Here is a 16295-nt window from a genome sequence, read left to right on the forward strand (position 1 = left end):
GCGCTATAGGCGGTACCGACGGTAGCCGTAGGCAGCGGACCCGAGGCCGGAGAGACGACCAGCGTCGGGGCGGTCACCGTCACGGTGACGGTCGCCGCCGCGCTGGTGCCCGAGGTATTGGTCGCGGTGTAGGTGAAGCTGTCGCTGCCCGAATAACCTGCCGCCGGCGTGTAGCTGATGCCGGTGCCCGACACGGTGGCGGTGCCATGGGCCGGCGCGGTGGCGACGGCGACCGAGGTCGCAGCCCCGCCCGACAGGGCGAGCGTCACCGCATTGGCGGTGCTGTTGGCAGCGACGGTCATGCTGACCGCGCCCGCCACCGGTGGCTGGACGGCAACGGTAATGGTATAGGCGCGCGTGACGGTGAAGTTCTGGGCGTCAGTCGCGGTGATCGTAAAATTGAATGCCCCCGATGTGGCGGGCGTGCCCGACAGCGTGCCGGTGCTCGACAGGGTGAGGCCGTTCGGCAACGCGCCAGCGGTCACCGCATAGTTGTACGGCGCGGTGCCGCCCGAGGTGCTGAGCGCTTGGCTGTACGCAGTCCCCGCAGTCCCGCTCGGCAGCGTTGCCGGCGCCAGCGTCAGCGTCGGTGCACTCACCGTCACGGTGACGGTCGCAGGCGCACTGGTGCCCGACGCATTGGTCGCGGTGTAGGTGAAGCTGTCGCTCCCCGAATAGCCCGCGGTCGGCGTGTAGCTGATGCCGGTGCCCGACACGGTGGCGGTGCCATGGGCCGGCGCGGTGGCGACGGCGACCGAGGTCGCAGCCCCGCCCGACAGGGCGAGCGTCACCGCATTGGCGGTGCTGTTGGCAGCGACGGTCATGCTGACCGCGCCCGCCACCGGTGCCTGGACGGCGACGGTGAGTGTGAAGGCACGAGTAGCCGTGAAATTCTGCGCGTCTGTCGCAGTGACGGTAACGTTGAACGTGCCCGCTGTAGTTGGCGTGCCTGACAGGGTACCGGTCGATGACAGGGAGACTCCGGCGGGCAGCGCGCCAGCGGTGACGGAATAGCTGTACGGTGCGGCGCCGCCCATGGTGGCGAGGGCTTGGCTATACGCGGTCCCGGCCGTCGCGCCCAGTAGCGTTGTCGGGCTCAGCGTCAGAGTCGGTGCGGTCACGGTGATGGTAACCGTTGCAGGCGCACTCGTGCCACTGGCATTGGTCGCGGTGTAGGTGAAACTGTCGCTTCCCGAATAGTTCGCGGCAGGCGTGTAGGTGATCGCGGTGCCCGAACCAGCGAGGACGCCATGGTTGGGTGGCGTGCCGATCGCGATTGAGGTCGCGGTACCACCTGAAAGATTGAGCGTCACAGCATTGGCGGGGCTGTTGGCGGCGACGGTCATGCTGACCGCGCCAGCCACCGGTGCCGGGGCGGCAACGGTAAGGCCATAGGCACGCGCGGTGGTGAAATTCTGCGCGTCGGTGGCAGTGACGGTCAGGTTGAACGTGCCCGAAACAGTTGCCGTGCCGGACAGTGTGCCGGTGCTCGACAGGGTCAGCCCGGCCGGCAGCGCCCCTGCAGTGAGGGCATAATTGTACGGTGCGGTCCCGCCCGAGGTGCTGAGCGCTTGGCTGTACGCAGTCCCCGCAGTCGCACCCGGCAATGTTGCCGGTGCCAATGCCAGCGTCGGCGGGGTTACAGAAACGGTGACAGTCGCAGGCGCGCTAGTGCCTGAGGAATTGGTCGCAGTGTAGGTGAAACTATCGTTGCCCGAGTATCCGGCGCTCGGCGTGTAGGTGATGCTGGTGCCACTGGCCGTTGCCGTGCCATGAGTTGGCAAACCCGAAACAGCCACCGAAGAAGCCGAGCCGGAAATCGAAAGGGCTACGGTGTTGCTCGAACTGTTGGCTACCACTGTTGCGGCAACATTGTTGGCAATCGGTGCAGCTTCGGCTCTCGTCACGGTGATGGAATAAGATTTGGTAGTCTGGCCATCGGCCGCCCTGACGATGATCGTAAGCGAGTTTGAACCGACTGCGAGGTTGATCGGACCTGAGGTATTGCCCGACGCAACCAAGGAGCCATTGACGTTAATGGTGCTTCCGCTGTCTGCGGCAGTGGGCATAACCGTCAGCGATGTCGTCGCGTTGCCGACGACGGAACTGTAATTGGTCGTGCCGCTGGAGAAGGCTGGCGATAGATTGCCCGTGGAAAGCGACAGCCCCGAAAGGGTTGCGTCCGTGGAAGCGGCCGAACGACTAGTGCAGGTGAACACCAGGTTGCTGATCTGACCACGAGAGGTGCTCGCTCTTATGCTAGCCCCATAAGTCTCGAGGCTGCCAGCCGGAACAGTAATTGCGACGTTGTTCGTGGTATTGCTGGTGGAATTCGTCGCGTTATATGTTTGGGCATTTGAAAGGTCGTATCGTGCTATGGATAAGCTGTCTGTATTCGTAGGGGGCAGCCCCTTGCCAGCGCCGCTATCTGTGAAGCGTAGCGTCAAGGAGTCACCAGTCGCAAACTCTGAGGCCCTGTATCTATTGCTGCCGTAGGAAAGAGACGAAGAACCGGAGAGCGCGTTGATAGCGCTGCAGCCATTCGACATTGCTAGAGCGGGATTGATGTTCACAAACATCAATAATGAAAGCAAGGCGGTAGGGAGCAATGACCGTTTGATTGCGCCACAAGCTTTAGCAGGATGTTTTCTACCCGAAAGGGGCGAGGATCGAACATCGGTCGCGCCGACAGTCATCGCGACGACGGCTAGCGTCGGAGTGCGCCGATCATTTTTGTGTTTTGCATGGAACGCCATATCGATCAAGGTGGCTATGATTTTCATCAAAGTATCTCGATGCATTCGCGATGGCATTCGATATTCGCCTTGTATTACGGAGACTTATAAAGTCGCCGCCGGGGGTAATTACGTTTATTTGATTGTCTAGGGGAAGCCCCAGTGGCTGCGTAATTCCAGCCGTATGTACGGCGAAGATTAGCCTGCAACGGTAAAAATTCGTTTAAATACGACTTAATATGGATACATCATCGTTTTTGATATTGGTGTCTGTATGTCGCTTTCGTCGAATTTGGCCATGTGTGGCCCGGTGGCGGCTTTGAGCCCTTGTTCGAAGGCGGGTGTGGGAGCATCTCGATCCGCGGTGCTAGCGCCCGGTGAGGAGGTCGATTGCGTCTACGTTCATGAAGTCGGCGACCTTGGTGCCCTCAACACGCAGACACTAAGTGACGAGGCGACATCACGATGGCCACCGCCACCAATGCCCTCATCGTCAAGCGGAATGGTGCGACAGCCGATTTCTTCTCTTTGCGGACGGTGCAGGGCGTCGCACAGCCCTCGCGCGCGACCTTGATCGACGGCATGGTGATCGGCAGCCGACCCATGTGCTTTCTCCCATTGGGAAGGTCGCGTGGGTCGGCTGACGGCGGCAAGCCCCGCTCGATAGCAACGAGGGCGCTATTGTCACAAAATTTGCTCCCGATCGGATTTTCCCGGAAATGTCCTGTGCCAATGGAGAAACGGGACAACCTATGGCCGTCTGATCAACCTCCCGCTGGTGGTCGAAGCTGTTGGAAAATAGCGTGAGCAGGAAATCGCGTTGTTGGCGAGCAGACCCCGCTACGACTGCAAGCCTCTTTACATAGGGCATGTTCGAAGGGGGGCTTGTCGAACCCCGGTCCGGGCTGGGACAATGACTGCCATGGACCCATTCGACCCCGCGCCCTATCCCGAATTCGCCCATCAGGTCGCGGCGCGTCTGGCACGCGTGGCGCGGGAAGATCGCGAAGCCGTTGCCGGGTCGCTACGCCGCTTCGGCTTCCGGGTACAGGGCGAACCCGATCGATCGTCGTCCGGCCCAACCCGGTCGCCCCGGAAAACAGCCGACACCCGTACGGCATCGCGGCGATGCGACTTTCGCTATGCCAGCCCGATTTCCTCCACGTCCCGGCAACGCGTGGACATGCGAATTCCACATCTGGCGGTGTCCCATGTCACCCGCACCGCCGTTCCCCGGTCCGTGGATGGGGCCACCCATGACCGCTACCCGGCACGCAGCACCGTTGCCGCCGAGCATTTCGATTATCTGACCGAAGGCGCCCGCACGACGTACCGGACACATTTCGACTATATCACGCGCCAGACCGGATCAATGACGGCGGCAAGTGGCATGCCGGCGATGGACATTCTCGACTTCGAAGCCGACCATCGCGAACGGAACGCCTTGGCCATCCTCTCCAACATTCCGGGCGGTCCGTCGCGACAGCGCGGGCTATTCGAAGCCGCCGAGCAATGCGAGCGGGAAGCCAAACGCGGCACGCTGGAGGTTTCGACCGAGCGAAAGGATGCATGGGCCGAACTGGCGGCCGCGGCCGACGCGCCGCTTTGGGTGAAGGAAGCGGCGCGGCTGCTCGAACAGGAACGAGCCGCCGACATCGCGAAGGCGTCAAAAGCCAAGCGTAAGCATCGCGACCGTCTGGTCACGATCGCCGACGTCGATCTTGTCGAGGCGTATGATCGTCTGTGCTGGGCCGACGAACATCTCGGGCCGGACAATCCGGCGCTGCCGGATTTCAAACAGGGGCGATCGGGTCGCGTCCAGACCCGTTTCGTCGTCGAACTGCCGCATGGTCTCGACGCTCGCCAACACCGCACGATCATGCAACGCTTCTGCGCGCGGCTGGACCGCGAAGGTTGGATGTATGTGGCCGCGATCCACTGCCCGGACCCTAAGAACGACCCGCGCAACATTCATTTGCATGTCGATGCCTATGATCGGCCGTGCAAATGGCTGGACGGCATGAGCGCCGATGGCAAAGCCGGAGGTCCGGGCTGCTGGGATTTTGAGGTCCGCCTCCGCAAGCGTAACGGCAAGTGGCAGTATCCGTATCGGCAGAAAAAGATCGGAGCCTTACGCGGTGATGAGGGCCAGAACCGCCATGAAGCTGGCGAAGCCTATTTCAAGCAGATGCGCGCCGATTACGTCGCCATCGCCAACGACGTAGCCAACGGCACCGCCAAAGCGACGCGCTACGTGACCGGAACTTATCGCGACAACGGCATTCGGCAGGACCGGCTCGAGCATCTCGGCGACAGGATCGTCGCCAATGAGAAAAGCGGGCTGGTCACCAAGGCGGGCAGCCGCAATGCGCGTATCATCTTCAACGATCGGCTGCGCGACGTGCGTCATGTCGCGGCACAGGAGCTGTCGATCATTCGACGCGCGGCGGCGGTGTGGCTGGCGCAGGTCGACGACGATGCCAAAAAGATCGTCCGGCAATGGCGATACTACCAACGGATCGCCGTGCTGAAGCGTGCGCAGGCAGCGGCGGCCACGATCGTTGGCGACATGGCCATCTCGCGCGCGGTTACCGTCATCAAACACAGCAAGAGTGAGGGCCGCAAACGCGAGGCGAAGGCTTGGATAGCCGAGGATGCTGTCGTGGCAGGCGGAGCTGATCAGGCGATCTGGACCACCGATGCGATTGCTGTCGCCGCTGACATCCTCGACGATAAGGTGCGCTCGTCGCTATCGATCCCAACCCGACCGATCACTTACAAGCATCGTGGCCATGACACGCTGGCGGTCGTCATGACGAAGTATCACGATGCGACACGCGGGCGCCTGCTCAACTGGCTCGACGAGCATGGCGATGATCCGATGGCGCTCATGTTCGAGAACGATGTCGCTACGCTGGGACCCGCCGAGAATCGAAAGTCTATCAACCGTCTGTTCCGCCTGTTTATCGAGGATCTGCTCGTTCAGGAGCGGCTGCGTGCTATCCGGGCGCGGCGGCGGAGATCGGCCGATGGCGAAGTAATTGGTGTCGAACCCGCACGTACGGGGGACAGTGCCGAACAGCCTTCTTCTACATCCGTTGCGGACGAACGCATCTTGGAAGCGGTTGCTGCCACCGTGGTTCAGAAGTCCATCAAAGACGTGAACAGGGAAATCCGCGCTAAAGAAGGTCACCGTCGACAAGCGCTACTCCGGGAGGAGGCGTGGGCGAAACTGCGCCGGGAAGAGGCATCCATCAGCGTTAGCGGCAGTCGATATCAGGTTGATATGGCCGCGCTTACCGATCAGCAGCGCTTGGTACTGACTCATCCCGGTTATGATACGGAACTGCAAGCTCGGCTGGCCGAGTGGCACACCGAACGGAAGCATGGACAAGCTGGCGCGGCTGCCACGACATCGTCGTCCGGCGGGAGCATACCCAAGCTGATTCGATCAACGCCAGATGCCGCTAAGATCCCGCCGGAGCCGCTTGTTCCGCTGCGGACCGCGCGCACGCTGCGTGAGGCCCAACCTCTCAGAAAAGGCGCTACTTTGCGGGCTAGTGGTAAATCTGCGCCAGCGTCTCACTCAGGTGTTATCCGACAACGCGACCTCAATGAAACCGCCGATACACGATCATCCTATGCCTCGGCGCCAGAAGCAAAAACGCCTGCATCTTTCGTTGGTCCATCCGGGAAACTCGGTCAGTTGGCCGAAACGCTCATGCCGGTTGACCATGCCACCAGACCGAAAGGCAAAGCGGAGCCGATGGTCCCCGATGTCAGGGGCAAGGGACCGCAAGAGCGCTGATCAGGTTGCTTCATGACCTTTGCGGTCAAGCGGGAAAGTTGAGCGATCTGTGCCGCCTGCGGGCGCTTCGCCTTCATCGCGAAGGCGAAGGAGAAACCGGCCGGCCCGGCCGGGATGATGGTTTGGAAGGAGCCTGCGGCTGTGCCGTAGAGGCGAAATGATGGTGCGGGGCCGGCGAGCAGCCCGCCGTTCCCGCGCAAAATCAAGGTCTTCCATGTACATCGTAAATCGCGAGCGCGAGCTCGCACAGTCGCGCGCCCTGTCTGGCGCGCTGGCCATCGCCCAGCGCGCCGGTTGGCGGATCGACCGATCGGTGCCGATCCTGCCCGCCGCTTTCCGAAATTTTCTTCACATCGCCGGCGCCGAACTTCTGCTGGTGCCGTCGATCGAGCCGTCACGCGGGGATATCGACACCGTCGAGCGAGGAACCCGCGTCGCCAGGTGCGATGCACTGGTGGTGAAAGCGTCGAGTATCGGCCATCGGACCATCTACTGTGCCGTCGGCGAATGGCAGCGCCACGGCACCGTCTGGCACCACGCGCGTAGGTTGTGGCTGTCACGCAGCAACGACGGTTGGCTGGTGCCTGACCCGGCGGAGCCGGACGAGAGCGGCGCGGTTTTCCGCCTTTCCCCCGGACGTCTTCGCCCGATGACGAAGGCACGGCTGTCCGCCGCTGACGGAGGTTGCGATCTGGCGCCGGGGCTGGCGAGGGCAGACGCTTTCCTCGCTGCCGTATGGGGGGATTGCTGATGAGCAAGCCGCTGCCCTGGATCAGCCCGTCCGACGCCGACGACATGGTGTACGACGATCCGCTCGGTTCGACGCCGGATTTCGGTTTTGCGCTGCTGCGTAAAACGGCAAAGGGAAAGGAGAACCGCGTCGCCGATCTGGCCCGCGCCAAGCTGCAACCTAGCAAGCCTGCCGATAAGGATTGGCTGGCGGACGGTCTGTGGCCGATCACCTGTGCATCGCACCGCATCGTCACGGCGCCAGGTGTCGCGGTCGAGCCTGGCGCGCTGGAAGAAATTTTCCAAGGGTATGATGCCAAAGTCCAAGCGCACCAGAAACTTCTGGCAGTCGTGCTGACCATGCGATTCCCGCATAGCTGGCAACCCGCCGACATCCTGTCGCTGGTAGGCACGTACGCGCTAGAAAAACTGGCGCTGCAGCGGCGGCTGACCAGCATGACGGTGGTCCATATGCCTGGCGACGAATTATCGGCGCGCCGGCCCCACGCTCATGTCGTGTGCCTATCGCGCGTTCATCGCTCGTCGGGCTGGGGCGAGGTGCATCCGGAGCTCACCGCCAGGAACGCGCAGTTGGACTTCCAGCAAGAATGGGAAGCTTTCTACGACATCTGGGTGCCACGCTACCGCGATGGCTGACCCCTTGAGGGCGGGATCCGCAGCGGTCCCGCCCGCCTGCCGGGGGGCAAGATACGAAGGAAGGAGGATGGTCCCCGATCCGGGGATGAAAATGGAGAAGACGATAATGACGATCGACAAGACCGCGATCATCCGCCGCCACACCGAGGCAGTCGCCCAGATGCTGGTCGGCAGCCGCACGATGAAGCCCGGCGCGGCGATCCTCGCCGGCGAAATGGGCGGAGCCGAAGGGCGGCTGCGTATCGGTGCCATCGCGCACAGCAGCGGCAACGATCTGGTATATCTGGATTTTGCCGATGGCGAAGACGGCTATCAGCTGACCGGCGTCACGCTGTGCGCCGTTCGCGACGGCATTTGCCACCTGCAGACCAACTGCCGCCTGTATCTGAGCCGCAATGGATCGCGGGCGATCATCCTGCCGCAGCCCGGCATTCGCAAGGCGTACCGGCTCGCACCTGGCGAACTGATCCAACTGGCCAACCAGCCGGCTGACCGTGACGAGGGCATTGCCCGCGCCGAGGCGCGGCTAGCCAAGCTGGTCGCTCGCCGCGCAGCTTTCGCCGATCGTGCTGCCGTCCGGACCCGACCGCTGGCGGCCTGATCCAAACCGGCTGACACGATCGGTCGATCATCGCGTCGGCCGATCGTGACGGCTCAACATCCCGGTGACAGAACCTCTCTACCTATAAAGCGGACGACCTCACGAATTCGGACAGCGGCCAATAAATATTTCACGCTTCTGTCCGAGAATGCCGAGCCGTCCGCTTTATAGAGTAAGGGAGGCCGTCATCTCAGCCGTCACACCGACAGCAACACCGGTTCAGCCACCCGCCGATGTCTATTCGACTGCCGAGGTCAACGCGATGCTGGAAGCAATGACGACAACCGACCACAGCTACCTGCGGCGGCGGTCTCTCTATCTGGCGCAGGGGCATTACATGCTTGCCAGTGACCTTCGGCAGGAGGCGTTCGTCCGGGCGCTCGATGGTCGTCGCCAATGTCGGCGAGGCTATCAGATCGTCCACTTCCTGATTGGGATCATGCGCAGCCTGACCTCGCAGGAACGCGAAGCCGAACGCGACGGCCTGCACCCGGTCCCGCTCGACCTCGACGACGATACGCTGGCGATGGCCTCATTGGCGCCCAGCCCGGAGCAGGTCGGGCATGATGCGCTGCATTACCGGCGGACCCTGGCCGCGATCCAACAGTCGATTGGGAACGACCCGCAACTGGTCACGCTGCTGGATGCGGTGTTCGACGGTGAGAAGGGCATAGCCTTGCAGAACCGGCTGGGGCTCGACGCCAAGGCCCTCGCATCGTTGCGCAAGCAACTGCAGCGCAAGCTGGCGGCCGCCGCCAAGGACAGGAGCATACCGTGACAACCGAAGCGGACGAACTGATGCAGCTGCGACTGTTGGACGACTTCTTCGACGGTGAGGATGTCGAACCTGATCTGGCCGACCTGCAGGCAGAGATCGCGCAGGCACAGCTGGAGGTAAAGAAGGCGAACCTGCGCGCGATCCGCGCCAAACTCGATGCCGGCACCGATGCTCGGGTCGTCCCGATCGATCGAGCGCGTCTGCGGGCACAATTGCAGCAAGCCATGTCGGGCGATGCCGACTTGCGCATGACGCTGGCTGCCCGCGGCAACGACGACCACGATATCGACGACCTGATTGACGACCTGGCCGAACTCGACCACGAAACAGGCTACCGCCCTGCGTGACGGACGCGGTTGATCCGCCTGCCGAACGTCTGCTGCATGACCTCGGCATCACCGAACCAGGCGAGATCGATGTCGAGGTCATCGCCTGTGCCGTGGGCGCAGTGGTACGCTATCGTCGTCTTGGCGTTGGCGATGCGCGGATCGTCGGCCTGGGCGACCGGGCGATCATCACGGTCGACAACCGGGCCAGCCGCGTCCGTCAGCGTTTCTCCGTCGCGCATGAACTCGGTCATTGGCACCATCATCGCGGCCGGCGGCTGATCTGCCATGGCGCCGCCGACCAACAAGTCGGAGTGGCAGGCTGCGAGCGCGAGGCGGACGGGTATGCTGCCGACCTGCTCATGCCCCGCTTCATGCTGGAACCATTGGTCGCTGGCGTCCCTATGTCATTCGATCTCGTCTATCAAACTGCCGCCGCGTTCGGCGTCAGCGCGATGGCTGCTGCCTTACGACTGGCCGATGTTCATCCTGCGGCATTCGCCCTTGTCGTCGAGGAAGCGGACGGGCGTAGATGGTTCAGACGATCAGCAAGCCTGAACCCTCGTTGGTTTGTCCGGTCTGCGGCATCAGGCGTTAGCGTGACGGCTGATCGCTATGGATTGTCTCGCGCGAATGCCACGTTCGCTGCACCAGCACAGCGATGGTTTTTAGGCCAAGGCGCGAAAGACGCGCAAGCATTCCAAACTATCGACGTGATGGTATGCGGTCGAGCCATACATCTTATCGTGGTGGCATAGTATCAGGGTAAGCTACAGGACATACTGATAGGAAGTTGACCGGCATTCAATGGTGGTGGGCAGCCCGGTAGCTTTCGGGCACCGATTGCGCAAAGCAGACGTTCGTTCAGTCAGCGGATAGGGGCCTCAGACAGTTGCGGATGGCGAAAAGCGGAGCGATCGGTTTCCAGCGAAAAACAAGCACCTGGTCCGCACCTTCATATGTAAAACAGATCGCGTTGATTATGACGATCTTCGGTTCGGCGCCCAATTCATCCAGTCCCTGAGTCGGCTTACCCGACGAGATGTAATGTCATCCGACGCTCACTTCACTGAACTAGGTGTTTGATCCCACGGTTTGATGGTGCGATCCTTTCGTTGGAATGGAAGGAAGCCGCATGGGACAAGTTCGTCATGGGTGCGCCACGACCACGCACGCCGTCCGAGCAGCAATACAGCGATCGCAGGCTTCGCTCGCGACGTTGAGCCGGGAGCTGGGGATCAACCCCAAGACGGTGGCGAAGTGGCGTAAGAGGGTGACGGTCGAGGACCTGGAGACCGGGCCGAAGGCCTCTTATTCAACGACCCTGTCCGAGGCGGAGGAGGCGATGGTTGTGGCGTTCCGGCGCCACACCCTGCTGCCGCTCGACGACTGCCTCTACGCGCTGCAGCCATCGATCCCGCACCTGACCCGGTCAGCGCTGCACCGTTGCCTTCAGCGGCACGGCATCTCACGGCTACCGGATGTCGAGGGCGACAAGCCCAAGCGTCAGCGCTTCAAGCGTTATCCGATTGGTTTCTTCCACATCGATATCGCCGAAGTGCAGACCGCCGAAGGCAAGCTCTACCTGTTCGTCGGCATAGACCGCACGAGCAAGTTCGCGGTCACCCAACTGGTCGACAAGGCTGACAGGCGCACAGCGTGGGAGTTCCTCGAGCACCTGCTGAAAGCCGTACCCTACCGCAGCCACACGATCTTGACCGACAACGGCATTCAGTTCGCCGAGCAGCCCCGCAACCGGAACACCGCCTGGTCCCGCCAGATGCGCTTCGACATGATCTGCGAGGCCAACAACATCGAGCACCGGCTCACCAAACCGAACCATCCGTGGACCAACGGACAAGTCGAGCGGATGAACCGGACCATTAAGGAGGCGACCGTCAAACGTTTCCACTACGACAGCCATGAACAGCTTCGCACGCACCTCACCGACTTCATGGCCGCATACAACTTCGCCCGTCGGCTCAAGACCCTCAGCGGGCTCACACCCTATGAATACGTCGCCAAGATCTGGGCGTCAGAGCCAGACCGGTTCATCGTCAACCCGACTCACCAGATGCGGGGACTGAACAGCTAGGGGCTGCTCATGCCTCTTCACAATACGTAGGGATATGCCTGCCTCACGCTAGCGCTTCCACGGATGTAGAACGTGTTGTGCGGACAGCAAGCGGTGAGCTCCTACAGGAGTACGGCATTCGCAATTGCCTATTTTCGATGAGTTTCGCTTTTCTAAATCAGTCGCGCGGCATCTGCTTGCTGTATCAGCACCGTGAAGGCGGTAGCATAATATGCGGGAGTATAGGATAGGATTGACGCGTTTCTCTCTCTCTCTCTCTCTCTCTCTCTTTCTCCCGTGGCGTCGTTCGTCGGTCAGAGCGAAACATGCCCGACAACCCTGCAGGTATCGGCAGTATATAAAGATGGTGTTTGACGGACCGCAACGGCCCCGACATGCTTGCCTCGACAAAGCGAGAGCGACGGGCAAGTCGCAAAGACAAAATGCGGCATCCTCTGGAGAGGAAGCGGATGATCGGTATTATGCCATTGCGACGGCGTTCGGCATGTTGGTCTCGAAGTAAAGGTTCGGCGGGATCGGTCTGCGCTCGTTCTGCTACCAGGTCGATCTCGATCACATGCCGCGTATCTCTTCTTCTCGATGACTTCTTGCGTCGTAAGCGCCGCCAGTGCCTGTCGACCCTTGAAGCGATGCTGGACCAAGGGCGCGGGCCCATTCGGCACCGCGCCGTCCCACATCTCAACGATCATGATGGAGAGCGAAATGACATCCCTGCTCGACGCCGCGCATCTCAACGGCCGGTTCTTCGACGGACACTGGACCGAGGGCGGCCAAGGCTATGACGTGCTCGAACCGGCGACTGGCGCGGTTTTGGCGCGGGCCGCCTCGGTCGATGCCGCCACGGTCACCAAAACGGCGACGGCGGCTCGCGCCGCGCAGCAGGGCTGGGCCGCGGCGACGGCGGATGTCCGGGCGGGAATCTTCGTCCAGGCAGCGGCGCTGGCGCGGGCGCATGCCGAGGAGATCGTGACCTGGACCATGCGGGAAAGCGGCTCGGTGCGCGCCAAGGCGGAGTTCGAGCTGGCGATCACGATCAAGGTGATCGAGCTGGCGGCGGCGATGCCGCATCAGGCGCAGGGGCTCGTCCTGCCCAGCGAGCCGGGGCGGCTGAGCCTGGCGCGCCGTCGTCCGCTCGGCGTGGTCGGGGTGATCGCGCCGTTCAACTTTCCGCTCTATCTGGCGATGCGCGCGGTGGCGCCCGCGCTGGCGGTCGGCAATGCGGTGGTGCTCAAGCCCGACCCGCGTACCGCGATCTGTGGCGGGCTGGTGATCGCCCGCCTGTTCGAGCTGGCCGGGCTGCCCGCTGGTGTGCTGTCGGTGCTGCCCGGCGGCGGCGAGGCGGGCGCGGCACTCTGCGCGGACCCGAATGTGGCGATGATCCAGTTCACCGGCTCGACCGGCGCGGGCCGAAAGGTCGGCGAGGCAGCGAGCCGTCACCTCAAGAAGGTCTCGCTGGAACTGGGTGGCAAGAACACGCTGATCGTGTTGGACGATGCCGATCTCGACCTCGCGACGCGCAACGCCGCCTGGGGGGCATGGCTGCATCAGGGGCAGATCTGCATGACGGCGGGCCGCATCCTGGTGCACCGTGCGATCTTCGACGCCTTTGCTACCCGACTGGCCGAGAAGGCGAAGGCGCTGCCGGTGGGCGATCCGATGTCGGGCACGGTCGCGATCGGCCCGCTGATCAGCCAGCCGCAACTCGACCATGCGATCGATATCGTCGAACGCAGCGTCGCCGCCGGGGCGCGCCTTCTGGCGGGCGGCAAGGCCGAGGGACTGTGCCTCGCCCCGACCGTGCTGGAAGGGGTAAAGCCGGGCATGGCGGCGTTCGAGGAGGAGATTTTCGGCCCCGTCGCGGTGCTGGTGCCGTTTGACACGGACGACGAGGCGGTCGCGCTCGCCAACGACACCGAGTACGGCCTGTCCGCAGCGGTGATCTCGAAGGATGTCGGCCGGGCCATGGCGCTGGGCGAACGGCTGCGCGCGGGCCTGCTCCACATCAACGACCAGACGGTGAACGACGAGGTGGTCAACCCCTTCGGCGGGGTGGGCGCTTCCGGCAACGGCTCCGCGATCGGCGGTCCAGCCAATTGGGAGGAGTTCACCCATTGGCAGTGGGTGACGGTGAAGGGCGCCGCGCCCGCCTATCCCTTCTGACCGCCCACCCAACCACATATCATGATGCAGGAGACGATAATGACCGAGATGCGCAGCATCACCACCGCCGTGGTTCGCGACCAGGGTGCACCCTTTGCGATCGAGGAAGCGAAGATCGCGTCACCGCAAGGGGGCGAGGTGCTCGTGCGGATCGTGGCGGTGGGGGTGTGCCACACCGACATCATCGTGCGCGACCAATATTACCCCGTCCCGCTGCCCGCCGTCCTCGGCCATGAAGGCGCGGGCGTGGTCGAGGCGGTGGGGCCGGGCGTGACCGCCGTCGAGCCGGGCGACCATGTCGTGCTCAGCTTCGCGTCGTGCGGCGTCTGCGGTCCGTGCCTGACCGGTCACCCGGCGCATTGCGGCGACTTCTTCGCGCTGAATTTTGGCGGCGGGCGCAAGGACGGCTCGACGGCCACGTGCGATGCCCATGGCGGGGCGCTGCACGATCACTTCTTCGGCCAGTCCTCCTTTGGCAGTTTCGCGATGGCGCATGAGCGCAACATCGTGAAGGTCGCCAAGGACGCGCCGCTGGAACTGCTCGGGCCGCTCGGTTGCGGTATCCAGACCGGGGCAGGGGCTGTGCTGCGCGCGCTGGAAGTGCCGTCGGGGGCGAGCTTTGCCGCGTTCGGTTCGGGCGCGGTCGGACTCAGCGCGATCATGGCGGCGCGCGTCGCGGGCGCGACCACGATCATCGCGGTCGACGTGACGCCCAGTCGGCTCGACCTCGCGAAAGAACTCGGCGCCACGCATGTCGTCAACAGCCGCGAAACCGATGCGGTGGAGGCGATCCGCGAGATCACGGGCGGCGGCGCGGACTTCACGCTGGAGAGCAGCGGTCGGCCCGAGGTGCTGCGCCAGGCAATCGACGCGCTGACCATCATGGGTACCTGCGGCATCGTCGGCGCGCCCAAGCTGGGCACCGAAGCGAGCTTCGACGTGAACATGGTCATGGTGCCGGGCAAGCGCATCATGGGCATCGTCGAGGGCGATGTCGTGCCGCAGGTCTTCATCCCCGAGCTGATCGCGCTCCACGCCCAAGGGCGCTTCCCCTTCGACCGGCTGGTGAAATTCTACGATTTCGCCGATATCAACCAGGCGGTCGCGGACAGCGAGAGCGGCGTGACGATCAAGCCCATTCTGCGGCTGCCCGCCTGATGGCAAAGCGGGCGGGGGACGCCATGCCCCCGCCCGTCCCGGGCGTCAGACCCGCTCGATCATCAGGGCAATGCCTTGGCCCACGCCGATGCACATGAAGGCCAGCGCGTAGCGTCCTTGCGTCCGGTGCAGTTCCTCGACGGCGGCCATGACGATCCGCGCGCCCGACATGCCCAGCGGATGCCCCAGCGCGATGGCCCCGCCATTGCGGTTCACGCGGGGGTCGTCCTGCGCCAGCCCCAGGTCGCGCAGGGTTGCGATCGCCTGGCTGGCAAAGGCCTCGTTGAGTTCGATCACATCGAGATCGTCGATCGCGACGCCGGTCAGGCGGCACAGCTTGCGCGCCGCTTCGATGGGACCGGCGCCCATGATGCGCGGCGCGATGCCGGCGGCGGCCATGCCCAGAATGCGTGCGCGGGGCGTCAGGCCGTGTCGCCCCGCCGCCGCTTCGGACGCGACGATCATCGCGGCCGCCCCGTCGTTCAGCCCGGAGGCGTTGCCCGCCGTCACGGTGCCGTCGGCACGGACGACTGGTTTGAGCTTGGCGAGCACCTCAAGGCTGGTCGCGCGCGGATGCTCGTCCTGCGTGACGATGCGCGGCTCGCCCTTTTTCTGGGGGATGGTGACGGGGACGATCTCGGCCGCCATCCGGCCGCTGGCGATGGCGGCGGCGGCCTTTTGCTGGCTGGCCAGCGCGAACCGGTCCTGATCCTCGCGCGAGATGCGCCATTGATCGGCAACGTTCTCGCCGGTCTGCGGCATCGTGTCGACGCCGTAGGCCGCCTTCATCGCCGGGTTGACGAAGCGCCAGCCGAGCGTGGTGTCCTCGATCTTCTGTGCGCGGTCGAAGGCGGACGCGGCCTTGCCCATGACATAGGGCGCGCGGGTCATGCTCTCGACGCCGCCCGCGATGATCAGCTCGGCATCGCCCGAGCGGATCGCCTGCGCCGCGCAGCCGACCGCGTTGAGGCCCGATCCGCATAGTCGGTTGACCGTCGTTCCGGGCACCGCCTCGGGCAGTCCCGCCAGCAATATGGCCATGCGCGCGACGTTGCGATTGTCCTCGCCCGCCTGGTTGGCGCAGCCGAGGATGCTGTCGTCGACCGCGCTCCAATCGACGCCCGGGTTACGCTCGACCAAGGCGCGGATCGGCACGGCGGCGAGGTCGTCGGCGCGGATATCGGCCAGCGCGCCGTTCAGCCGCCCGATCGGGGTCCGAACGGCGTCGCAGATGAAAGCGGCGGTCAT

The 16295-nt window shown here is 63.6% G+C and carries 12 protein-coding genes and 1 pseudogene; 10 read left to right on the plus strand and 3 right to left on the minus strand.

The genetic code is table 11. From position 1 onward, the window contains the following. Both QZ546_RS16815 and QZ546_RS17680 read right to left on the minus strand, forming a co-directional pair. Window positions 1–1607: putative Ig domain-containing protein (locus QZ546_RS16815; protein WP_294240138.1), on the minus strand; the 1607-nt coding region annotated here is incomplete at its 3' end. A 39-nt stretch (window positions 1608–1646) separates the two neighbouring features. Further along, window positions 1647–2813 (minus strand): annotated as a pseudogene (locus tag QZ546_RS17680) (cadherin-like beta sandwich domain-containing protein); the annotation flags it as partial. A gap of 844 nt (window positions 2814–3657) precedes the next feature. Here QZ546_RS17680 and QZ546_RS16820 point away from each other — a divergent pair. The 10 genes from QZ546_RS16820 (at window position 3658) to QZ546_RS16865 (ending at window position 15047) form a co-directional block, all read left to right on the plus strand. Then, window positions 3658–6543: a hypothetical protein gene (locus QZ546_RS16820; protein ID WP_294240140.1), complete on the plus strand. Its 2886-nt coding sequence runs from the start codon at window positions 3658–3660 to the stop codon at window positions 6541–6543. Between the two features lie 214 nt (window positions 6544–6757). Continuing rightward, complete coding sequence (locus QZ546_RS16825) at window positions 6758–7294, plus strand: hypothetical protein (protein WP_294240143.1); 537 nt, start codon at window positions 6758–6760, stop codon at window positions 7292–7294. Beyond that, the gene (locus tag QZ546_RS16830) at window positions 7294–7929 is read left to right on the plus strand and encodes a hypothetical protein (protein WP_294240146.1); all 636 of its coding nucleotides are present in this window, start codon (window positions 7294–7296) and stop codon (window positions 7927–7929) included. The genes QZ546_RS16825 and QZ546_RS16830 overlap by 1 nt, the downstream gene beginning before the upstream one ends. A 106-nt stretch (window positions 7930–8035) precedes the next feature. Next, window positions 8036–8530, plus strand: coding sequence for a hypothetical protein (locus tag QZ546_RS16835; RefSeq protein WP_294240150.1), 495 nt, complete (start codon window positions 8036–8038; stop codon window positions 8528–8530). Window positions 8531–8678: 148 nt separating this feature from the next. Continuing rightward, the gene (locus QZ546_RS16840) at window positions 8679–9308 is read left to right on the plus strand and encodes a hypothetical protein (protein ID WP_294240154.1); all 630 of its coding nucleotides are present in this window, start codon (window positions 8679–8681) and stop codon (window positions 9306–9308) included. After that, window positions 9305–9655: a hypothetical protein gene (locus QZ546_RS16845; protein WP_294240155.1), complete on the plus strand. Its 351-nt coding sequence runs from the start codon at window positions 9305–9307 to the stop codon at window positions 9653–9655. Before QZ546_RS16840 ends, QZ546_RS16845 begins: the two co-directional genes overlap by 4 nt. Further along, on the plus strand, window positions 9652–10392 hold the full coding sequence (locus QZ546_RS16850; protein WP_294240157.1) for an ImmA/IrrE family metallo-endopeptidase: 741 nt from the start codon (window positions 9652–9654) through the stop codon (window positions 10390–10392). Before QZ546_RS16845 ends, QZ546_RS16850 begins: the two co-directional genes overlap by 4 nt. Before the next feature lie 377 nt (window positions 10393–10769). Beyond that, window positions 10770–11729 (plus strand): IS481 family transposase, encoded by a 960-nt coding sequence (locus tag QZ546_RS16855; protein WP_294240159.1) that lies wholly within the window; start codon window positions 10770–10772, stop codon window positions 11727–11729. Window positions 11730–12431: 702 nt separating this feature from the next. After that, window positions 12432–13889: a benzaldehyde dehydrogenase gene (locus QZ546_RS16860; RefSeq protein WP_294240162.1), complete on the plus strand. Its 1458-nt coding sequence runs from the start codon at window positions 12432–12434 to the stop codon at window positions 13887–13889. A gap of 39 nt (window positions 13890–13928) precedes the next feature. Beyond that, entirely contained in the window at window positions 13929–15047 is a 1119-nt protein-coding gene (locus QZ546_RS16865) for an NAD(P)-dependent alcohol dehydrogenase (RefSeq protein WP_153007073.1), read from the plus strand. Between the two features lie 45 nt (window positions 15048–15092). On the opposite strand, the gene pcaF is transcribed toward QZ546_RS16865, so the two are convergent. Then, window positions 15093–16295 carry a 3-oxoadipyl-CoA thiolase gene (gene pcaF, locus QZ546_RS16870; RefSeq protein ID WP_294240168.1) on the minus strand — a complete coding sequence of 401 codons (1203 nt, stop codon included), beginning with the start codon at window positions 16293–16295 and terminating at the stop codon, window positions 15093–15095.

The organism is uncultured Sphingomonas sp., assembly GCF_913062585.1.
Lineage (GTDB): Bacteria > Pseudomonadota > Alphaproteobacteria > Sphingomonadales > Sphingomonadaceae > Sphingomonas.